The sequence below is a fragment of the Skermanella sp. genome, assembly GCF_059503625.1.
Genome location: NZ_JCACHA010000610.1, coordinates 7,839 through 17,030, shown reverse-complemented (window position 1 = coordinate 17,030; position 9,192 = coordinate 7,839). Strand labels below are relative to the sequence as shown.

At 63.9% G+C, this 9,192-nt stretch carries 9 protein-coding genes; 6 read left to right on the top strand and 3 right to left on the bottom strand.

Translation table 11 applies throughout. The annotated features are described in order from the left end of the window. The coding region (locus AC5JJ6_RS16915) for a terminase small subunit (RefSeq protein ID WP_496043178.1) at nt 1–655 on the bottom strand (655 nt) is incomplete at its 3' end. 649 nt (nt 656–1,304) lie between these two features. On the opposite strand from AC5JJ6_RS16915, the gene AC5JJ6_RS16910 reads away from it, so the two are divergent. The 3 genes from AC5JJ6_RS16910 (at nt 1,305) to AC5JJ6_RS16900 (ending at nt 3,070) form a co-directional block, all read left to right on the top strand. Next, nucleotides 1,305–1,703, top strand: coding sequence for a YidB family protein (locus AC5JJ6_RS16910; RefSeq protein WP_496043177.1), 399 nt, complete (start codon nt 1,305–1,307; stop codon nt 1,701–1,703). A 54-nt stretch (nt 1,704–1,757) separates the two neighbouring features. Next, nucleotides 1,758–2,177 carry a zinc-binding dehydrogenase gene (locus AC5JJ6_RS16905; RefSeq protein WP_496043176.1) on the top strand — a complete coding sequence of 140 codons (420 nt, stop codon included), beginning with the start codon at nt 1,758–1,760 and terminating at the stop codon, nt 2,175–2,177. A 182-nt stretch (nt 2,178–2,359) separates the two neighbouring features. Continuing rightward, nucleotides 2,360–3,070 (top strand): calcium-binding protein, encoded by a 711-nt coding sequence (locus tag AC5JJ6_RS16900; RefSeq protein ID WP_496043175.1) that lies wholly within the window; start codon nt 2,360–2,362, stop codon nt 3,068–3,070. A 25-nt stretch (nt 3,071–3,095) separates the two neighbouring features. Here the strand turns inward: AC5JJ6_RS16900 and AC5JJ6_RS16895 are convergent, their stop codons facing one another. Further along, the gene (locus tag AC5JJ6_RS16895; protein ID WP_496043174.1) at nt 3,096–4,115 is read right to left on the bottom strand and encodes a serine hydrolase domain-containing protein; all 1,020 of its coding nucleotides are present in this window, start codon (nt 4,113–4,115) and stop codon (nt 3,096–3,098) included. Between the two features lie 208 nt (nt 4,116–4,323). Here AC5JJ6_RS16895 and AC5JJ6_RS16890 point away from each other — a divergent pair, with 208 nt between their 5' ends. The 3 genes from AC5JJ6_RS16890 to AC5JJ6_RS16880 all read left to right on the top strand — a co-directional run bounded on the left by AC5JJ6_RS16890 (nt 4,324) and on the right by AC5JJ6_RS16880 (nt 7,450). Next, nucleotides 4,324–5,229, top strand: coding sequence for a hypothetical protein (locus tag AC5JJ6_RS16890; RefSeq protein ID WP_496043173.1), 906 nt, complete (start codon nt 4,324–4,326; stop codon nt 5,227–5,229). 95 nt (nt 5,230–5,324) lie between these two features. Further along, nucleotides 5,325–6,383: an SDR family oxidoreductase gene (locus AC5JJ6_RS16885; RefSeq protein ID WP_496043172.1), complete on the top strand. Its 1,059-nt coding sequence runs from the start codon at nt 5,325–5,327 to the stop codon at nt 6,381–6,383. Nucleotides 6,384–6,442: 59 nt separating this feature from the next. Further along, a complete protein-coding gene (locus AC5JJ6_RS16880; protein ID WP_496043171.1) occupies nt 6,443–7,450 on the top strand; it encodes a zinc-dependent alcohol dehydrogenase family protein in 1,008 nt (335 codons plus the stop codon). Nucleotides 7,451–7,494: 44 nt separating this feature from the next. Here the strand turns inward: AC5JJ6_RS16880 and AC5JJ6_RS16875 are convergent. After that, the coding region (locus AC5JJ6_RS16875) for a DUF4214 domain-containing protein (RefSeq protein ID WP_496043170.1) at nt 7,495–9,192 on the bottom strand (1,698 nt) is incomplete at its 5' end.

Sequence of the window (9,192 nt, the reverse complement as noted above, 5' to 3'; positions counted from 1 at the left end):
GGATGCGGAAGACGGGCGCCGGAGCGGTCGGCGCTGGTCTGGCAGCAGGTGCGGTGTTGGTTTTGGCTGCGGAATGCCGGGGCTTCAGGGCTTGGGGCTGTTCCGTAGGAGCGGCGGCAACGGTGGCGGGTTCGGGTTCGGGCAGGATGGCGGGTGGATCGGGCTGTTCCGGCTGGCCGGCGGGTGGCGGTTCCGCAGGCGGTGCGGGTGCTTCGGCGAGCGGTTCCAGCGGCGGGTCTTCGTCTTCGCGCGGGTCGAACAGGCAGGTGCTGAGGTCGTCGTCCGGGCTGTCGGTGTAGAGGCTGAAGCGCCGGTCATGGACGATGCCGCGCAGCTTGAGCTTCAGTTCGATCGCCATCAGGGCGGCGGTCGGGCGCTCCAGGCGGACCGCCATCTCCACGACCTGCCCGGTTTCCTGGACGGCCTCCGCGATGGAGGCATCGCGCGCCATCATCCATTCCCGCCGAAATTCCTCGACACGTAGACGAATGTCACTATTCGCCATCAAAACACTACCCCGCTGCCGCGCGCCCTGGGGTGAATAGCCGGCCAGCCGGGACGCCTGGGCGAGGTTGGCGCCGCGTGAGGCGTGGAAGGCGAAAAGCTCCTGGCGGGGGAGGAGTTGGCGGCGGGGGGTTGGGACGGGTACGGGCACGATGCAGTTTCCTTGGGAAAGCTTCAAACTAGAAATTCTGTCCTATAAAACTGGCTATTTCAATGACTTTCATCCTATTAACATCTTTGATACCAGAAGCAAAGTAAGCGCAGCAGACGAAAATTATGGTGAAAGAGATTCCGGATCAGGGAGAAAGTTCTCAATCCGTAACTGCATGACTTGGTCCATCACGCGGAAATGGGCGTGGCAGATAGGCTCCAACAAACATGGTTTTGCATGTTTCCACGACCCTACCTTATGCGATCCGCAGCTTTATCGAGCTTGTACGGATGTATCAGAATCGTCGCAACTCGTGTTCCGCTGTGTCCATTCTCCCGCATTATCCGCCGGCTGACGAATGAATCGAGAATCAGACAGTTGCACCGATCACCGCCGCACAGGTGTTATGGACTGTCGGTCCGTCACCGACTTACCGTCTTGAATTGTCCGACGCCGAGAGTCGGATCAAACACCCGCATAGCTTGCGAGCTCTCATCAATGCCAGCGTGATCGGACAACTAGATCTTGAAACAAGATTAGGTCAGTAATTCAGGCATATATAATTCCTTGCCGTGCTTTGACTCATCGGCGGAACCCTTTGCTCGCACACCTGTCAAAGACGTATACAATAAACGTGGAGAGCGAGATCATGGGTCTACTCGATCATATCTTGAGCGGCATGGCAGGCACCGCGGGTGGTGGGCAATCTTCAGGCATCCAGAATGTATTGACGTCTCTGCTGGGTGGGGGCAGTTCGCAAAGCGGCATGATGGGTCAGCCGGGAATGACTGGCGGTGGGATTGGTAACTTACTACAGCTTGTCAGCATGTTTCAGAACAGCGGCCATGGCGGCATCGTGGATTCATGGGTCGGTACGGGCCAGAACCAGAACATTTCGCCTGACCAACTTCACTCCGTGCTGGGCGAAGACCGGGTTAGTGATCTTTCCCATCAGTCCGGAATGCCAACTCACGATCTCCTCTCGCAGCTCTCCCAGCATCTTCCACAGATCATCGATCAATTAACGCCGAACGGCAGACTGCCTTGATCCTGCGCTGATGCAGCCTGCTGAGGTTTTGGCTGGAGAGGGAAAGGTGTCAGAGTGAAGCATCGACCAGCCTGCCCGCCCCATAGGTTGGGAGACAAGAACGCAAGTTCCATCCATATCTGTTCCACCCTAGCCCCTTTACTTCTGGCTTCCAGCCGCACAGACGGCTTCGGCCATGTCGTGAGCGCCCTTGGCTGGGGTACGCATGCGCTTGGGCCGCTCTCGTTCCGCGCCGCAACGTATTCCGGCGTGTTCACGCTTCTGCCGCTGCTCACGGGCGAGGGCCGCGCTCACCACGGCGCGATTCTTGAGCAGGCGGCACGGCTTGCCGAGGCGGGCAAGGTCGTGCCGCTGGTGGACCCTCGCCGCTATAGGCTGGAGACGGTCCACGATGGCTACCGCGACCTCGAAGCCCAAACCGCCCAAGGCAAACTGGTGGTCGGCATCGCCGAGGCCTGCCAGCCGATCCGGTAATCGGGGCGACCGGCTCGCCCCCTCCCGAATGCACACCCCCAGATGGCAGAACTGACGAGACTTAACCTGGATCAAGCCGAACTGCAAGGTAAGGTATTATTAGATGGGGTCTATGGAAAGGCTTGATACGCGCATGTCACTTCTTTCTATAGCGCCATCACACACTCATAGGGAGGATTGAAATGTCCCATATTATCGGCACGCCTGCCGGTGAGGTCATCAACGGAACAAATCAGTTCGATTTCATACTTGGCCTTGGCGGCAACGACACGATCACAGGAAACAATGCCGGCGACTGGATCTTTGCGGGAGACGGGGACGACACCGCAAGCGGCAACAATGGCACCGATGTCGTATCCGGAGGATCGGGGAACGATACCCTGTTCGGCAACAACGGGGACGACGCTCTTTCCGGCGAGGACGGCTCCGATGTGCTAACCGGAGGCAATGGTTCGGATACGATGCTCGGCGGCTCAGGCGCCGATGTTCTCAACATCGATAAGGACGATGTGTTCGCCAGTGGCGACGCAGGTCTCGATACCGCCTCGCTGGCCGGCGGCGGGCATTTCAATCTGAGAGGCGAGCTTGCCGGGTTCGAGACGATCACGCAGGGCAGCGCGAATTCGACGCTCAGTCTGGACAACCTTCTCTTCCAGACCGTCGAAGGAAACAAAATCACCATAAGTCTCGACGGCGGTGAGGATACCGTCAACATCTTCTACGACGGGTCCGTGCTCGACTTCGACAAAGGCAGCAGCGCAGCCGGCGAGGTGATCTTCGGAAATACCGGCGGATCCCTGAACAAGGTCATCGATTTCGTCAACGTCGAACACCTGAACTTCACCAACACGAATACGGGAGCATTCGGCAATTACGACGTTTGGCTGGCGTGACCTGTCAGTAGACAGGGGTGCCCGTTCACCCCGCCCCGGCAGCCGGGATTATGTCGTCGGCCAGAATTGAGTTAAGGTCGCTGATATAGCCGCCCGAGCGAGCCGGTCGCGTAGGGTCGGAGGTGACGACGACGGTCAGGCCCAGCGAGGGGACCACGTAGATCATCTGGCCGCCGAACCCGCGTGCATAAGCCACCTTCCGGCCCTGCGCTTCCGTCAGGAACCAGCCATAACCGTAGTCGTCGCCGGAGAACGGGGAGCGTGCGCGCGGCTGCCACGAGGCTTCGATCCAGGCCGCGCTCAGGACCCTCGATCCCTGCCAGACGCCGTTGCTCCGCCACATCTCGCCGAAGCGGAACAGGGCGAGCGGCGAGAGCGCCATGTTGTTGCCGCCCATGTAGAAACCCTGCGGATCGCGTGTCCAGGGCTGGATGGCGATGCCGAGCGGATCGGCGAGCCAGTCCCGCGTGAGCGCGAGCAGGCTCCGCTTGGAGGCACGGGCCAGTGCAGCACCCAGCACGTGATAGCTGCCCGTGGAATACAGCATCCGCTCGCCGGGTTCGGTCACGAAGGGCCGGCCGAGGGCGAAGGCTATCCAGTTCGGGCTTTCGACCCAGCGGCCATAGTTGGGGCCGGAGGTCGGCTCCAGGCCGGCCTGCATCGTCAGGAGTTGGGCGACGGTGAGCTTGCGGACCCTCGGGTCGGCGGAGGGCGGAAGCAGCTCGGGCATGATGTCGGCAAGGGGCTGATCGACGCCGTTCAGGACGCCCCGGTCGAGCGCCATGCCGGCAAGCGTGGCGACGATCGTCTTCGACACCGACTTGACGTTTACCGGGCGGTCGAGGGCGGGGCCGCGGAACGCCTCTCCGATCACGATGTCGCCGTTCAAGCCGACGATCAAGCCGTTGAGCTGGTCGAGGCGCGCTGCCCGCGCCCGCGCCCTGGCCAGCAGCGCGGGATCGAGGGAGGTTACCGGGACCGGGGCGGGCGCCTCGGCGGATTGGGCCGGGCAGTGCCAGGGCAGCGCCGCGCCGAAGGAAGCCATGGCTGCCACCTTCAGTATGTCGCGCCGGTGGAAGTTTGGAGCGGGAGGATCGATCTGAGCGGGACGTGTCATGAGCAGCTATTTGGACCGCGACGGTCCCGATCCAAGCACCGCCGCGAACTCCCGCACGGGCGGAACCAGCCATGTGCGCGGGGGGTTCTGAAAGGCCGGTCTTCGGTCTATGATGGGCTTTTAGAGGGAGTTAACCATGGCCACTCGAAACTGGTCCCGCTTTCCCAAGACATACGTATTGGCGTCGCGTCTGAACGACGGCCGGAAAGCGGCGAGCCTCCAGGAACTTGAAGACGCGATCGGAAGGGTTCTTGAGGGGGCGCTGGCCGGGATGGACACGGGGTCGCATTCCTACCGGGATATCCTCGGCCTGCTGGAAATCGTCGTTCACCGGGACATGCCGGCACGTGCCCTCGACCCCCAGTCGGAGACTGGGATTTACAAGCTGTTCGAAGAACGGACCCGGCTCAAGGACATCATGAAGGCGTTCCATGAAGCGAACCGGAGAGACAAGCTGGAGGTAAACGCGAAAGCCGTCGTCGCTGTCGAAAAATTCTACATCGACTATCTGTGGCTGGAAAATCTGGTGCGGTCGGGACTGCCGCTTTCCGACGATCTGTTCGTGAAAGACGATCCGGACCTGTCGAACAGGGTCCTTCGGGATGCGCTTACCAATGCCTCCCAGCACTTTACGGTTGCCTACTATTTCCTGGCGCAGAAGGACAAGTTGAAGCGGCCGAAAGACCCTGGACCGGCCCCGCAGAACGCCCTCAAGGCGCTGCTGGTCTCGCCCCCGGAATACGAGATGCCCCTTTCCCAGGAAGAGCTGCTGGATAAGATCATCAAGCGCACCGAAGACGAACCCACGCGATCCAGCCTCAGCCACGATTACGCCAGGCCGTTTCGCCATATCCCGTTCAGCGCCTATCCGTCTGCCGCCTCGAAGGTGCTGGGCGACGTGATCAACGATCCCAGGATAGCCTTCGATACATGGTCCGCAGCTCATGGGGCATGGGTCTACCAGGATCAGATCAAGCAGTCCGCCAGGGCGGTGATCGGCCGGACAGGATCGGCGGACAGGAGGCCGGCGAGCGAGGTCTGACGAGACGGGTGCGGCGCCGGAATGCGGAAAGCCGGGAACTCCATGCGACGCCTGACGGTTCCCTCTGCCGTGGCGCAAACCGCAGGAGAATCCGCATGCAACGCAAAATCATCGTCACCGGTTCGCATGGCGTGATCGGACGCGCCGCCGCCATGCGGCTTGCCGGCCAGCCCGACACCAAGGTCTACGGACTGGCGCGGCGCACCGAACCCGCGATCGAGGCCGTGGAAGCCGTTTCCGTGGACCTTACCCGCCCCGAACAGGTCCGGGACGCGCTGTCCGGCATCCGCGACGTCACGCATATCGTCTTCGGCGCCTATATCGAGAAGCCGACGCCGGCCGAGAAGAGCGAGCTGAACGTCGCGATCCTGCGCAATCTGCTGGACGTGGTCGAGGAAAGCTCGCCGAGCCTCCGGCACGTCACCTTCTATCAGGGCGGCAAGGCCTACGGCGCCGATCTCGGCCCGTTCAAGACGCCCGCGCGCGAAGACGACCCGCGGCTGATGCCGCCGAACTTCTACTACGATCAGGAAGACCTGCTGCGCGAACGCCAGAAGGGCAAGGACTGGGCTTTCACGGCGTTGCGTCCGGAAGCGGTCTGCGGCTTCGCGGTCGGCAATCCGATGAACCTGTCGATGGTGATCGCCGTCTATGCCTCGATCTCGCGGGAACTCGGCATTCCGCTACGGTTCCCCGGTACGGAAGCGGCCTACCGGGCGCTCTATCAGGTCACGTCGGCCGATATCCTGGCGGAGGCCGCCGACTGGGCGGGTCAAACGGCGGCGGCGCGCAACGAGATCTTCAACATCACCAACGGCGATTACTTCCGCTGGCAGCATATGTGGCCGAAGATCGCCCGCATGTTCGGCATGGACTGGGCCGATCCGGTCCCGACTCCGCTGTCCACCTACATGACCGACAAGGGCGCGCTGTGGGACGGCATGGTCGCCAAATACGGCCTGCAACCGATCTCCTACGACAAGATCGCCTCGTGGCCGTTCGGCGACTTCATCTTCAACAGCGGCTTCGACAACATCAGCAGCACGATCAAGGCGCGGCAGGCGGGATTTCAGGCCTGCATCGATACGGAATACATGTTCGAAGGCCTGTTCCGCCGGCTGCGCGAGGACCGGGTAATCCCGCCGCTGCCGTGAGACCCTGAAAGCGCCTGCAAGATGCTGAAAAGCCGCACCGAAAAGGATCAGTGAGAGACATGAAGGGAATTGTTCTGCGCTCGCCGGGCGGGCTAGACCGTCTGGAATCGGTCGAGATGCCCGATCCCGGCCAGCCCGGTCCGGGCGAGATCCGGGTCCGGGTCCATGCGAGTTCGCTCAACTACCATGACTATGGCGTCGCGACCGGCAGGATGCCGGCGGCGGACGGACGCATTCCGATGTCGGACGGCGCCGGCGTCGTGGAAGCCGTTGGCGATGGCGTGACGGAGTTCGCGGCGGGCGATGCGGTCGTTTCCTGCTTCTTCCCGACTTGGCAGGACGGTCCGGCCACGATCGGAGACTTCAAGTCCACTCCCGGCGACGGGATCGACGGCTATGCCTGCGAGACCGTCGTGCGGCCGGCGAGCTGGTTCACGTCGTCGCCCAAGGGCTACAGCCATGCGGAGGCGGCGACGCTGACGACGGCCGGGCTGACGGCTTGGCGCGCCCTGGTGGTCGACGGCGGGCTGAAGGCGGGCGACGTCGTACTGGTGCTCGGCACCGGCGGCGTCTCCATCTTCGCGCTTCAGTACGCCAAGATGATGGGCGCCACGGTGATCGTCACGTCGTCGTCCGACGAGAAGCTGGAGCGGGCGCGCAGCCTGGGGGCCGATCACACGATCAACTACCGGCAGCACGAGGACTGGGGCGTCCGGGCTCGCGACTGGACCGGCGGCCGCGGCGTCGACCATGTGGTCGAGGTCGGCGGACCGGGAACGCTGGCGCAGTCGATCGGCGCGGTCCGCATCGGCGGGCACATCTCGCTGATCGGCGTGCTGACCGGCCGGGCGGGCGAGGTCCCGACCGCCGCGCTGATGGCCAAGCAGGCCCGCCTTCAGGGCCTGATCGTCGGCAGCCGGCGCCATCAGCGGGAACTGGTGCGGGCAATCGAGGCCACCGGCACGCGGCCCGTGATCGACCGGAGCTTTCCGCTTGCCGAGATCGCCGACGCTTTCCGGCATCAGGAAGCGGGACGGCATTTCGGCAAGATCTGCCTGGAGTATTGAGGACGGGGCTGCCGGAGGCAGTGGAAATCGGTTTCGTTTGAAGATCAGGCCAGCCAGATCCCATCGTCGATGGCGGGCGCCAGCTTCGCCTGGTGTTCCGCCGACTCCGAAAAGCCCAGCACGACCTCCGCCCTGGTCATGCCGCCCTGCATGCCGTTTTGCCACGCCTCGACGCCGCCGCCCTCCCCTTCCCGGTCGAGAACGTTGCGGTAGAGCTGGCGGATGAAGCCCGTGTCGTCCAGGTCGCCGTATTTCTGCTGGAACTCCGGCGAGCCGGCGAAGCCGTCGGCCGCCCGCTGCGCCGTCATGCCGTCCTTGAGCGCCGCCGTCCAATTGGCGAGGCCGAGGGCGTCCGGCAGGCGATCCAGCGTCGTGTCGTACAGCCTTGCCACGACAGCCGCCTGATCGTCGCGCACCCAGATGCCCCGCTCCACCGCCGTCCGCGTCAGCTGGACGTTCTCGGCAGCTTCGGAGAAGCCCAGCACGACCTCGGCGCGGGTCATGCCGCCGGCCATGGCGGCGAGCCAGTTTTCGAGACCCGCCGGATCGGCGGCGCGGTCGAGGACATTCCGGTACAGCAAATCGACGAAGCCGGCGTCGTCCAGGTGGCCGTACCGGTTCTGGAACTCCGGCGAGCCGGTGAAACCGTCGGCGGCCTGACGGAGGGTCAGCGACGCGCTTTCCAGCGCCGTCACCCAGGATTTGAGGCCGCCGGCATCCGGCGTGCGGTCCAGCGTCGCGCCGTAAAGCCGGAAGATCTGCGCCGCGGCGTGTCCGGTGTCGGCGATCAGGCGGCCGTCGGTGAAGGAAAGAACTTCGACGTTCTGGAGGGTGTCGGTCCCTTCCGGTCCGGCGACGGTGCTGGCACCCTGGACGTCCAGCGTCACGGCATGGGCGCGGCGCGGCGCGTTCCAGACGGCGGTGTCGCTGCCGGGGCCGCCATAGACGAAGTCGTCGCCGATGCCGCCGCGGAGAACGTCGTTGCCGCCACCGCCGTTCAGCAGAAGACCCGCCGGTTCCGTGCCGCCGTAGGAGCCGCCGTCAGAGGGGGCGAAGGACGTGCCGCGGATCGCCGCCAGGGCCTCCAGCTTGGATTGGAGCGGCGTGCGCCAGTCCGTGTCGAGGATACCGCCGGTATCGCCGGAATTGGCATTCCACGACCAGTAGGCCCAGGATTGACCGGCCGAGGGCATGCCGGCATCGGTCGCGCCGTCGCCGTCGAGGTCTCCGTTCAGGGTGAGGACGATCCTGGACAGCCATTCCAGGTCCTTGGGGTCCTGCATCGTCGTGCCGAACTCGCCGAGCAGGACGGGCGCTATGTTCTGGCGCACGATGTAGCCCCACTGGGTGTCGAACACCTGCGGGAGCCGGGCGGCGTAGTCGTCGCCCTGGAACCAGGGCTGGGGGTGGATCGAGTTGGGATAGTCGTGGGCCGAATAGACCAGCTTGCCGCCGACCGGCAGGACGACGGGGTGGTCCGCGACGCCCTGGAGATTGCCGCCCCACCAGTAATAGCTGTCGTTGTACTTCTCGATGCCTTCGACCAGGATCAGCCAGTCCGGATTGACCTGCTGGATCGCGGCGCCGGCCCGTTCCGCCGCGGCTTTCCAGTCCGTCGCGGCGACGCCGTCGCCCCAGGTGGCCGATTTGTGGGGCTCGTTGTGGAGGTCGGCCGCGACGACCGTGGCGTTGCCCTTGTAGCGCTGGGCGAGCATGACCCAGTCGTCGATCCAGCCCTGTTC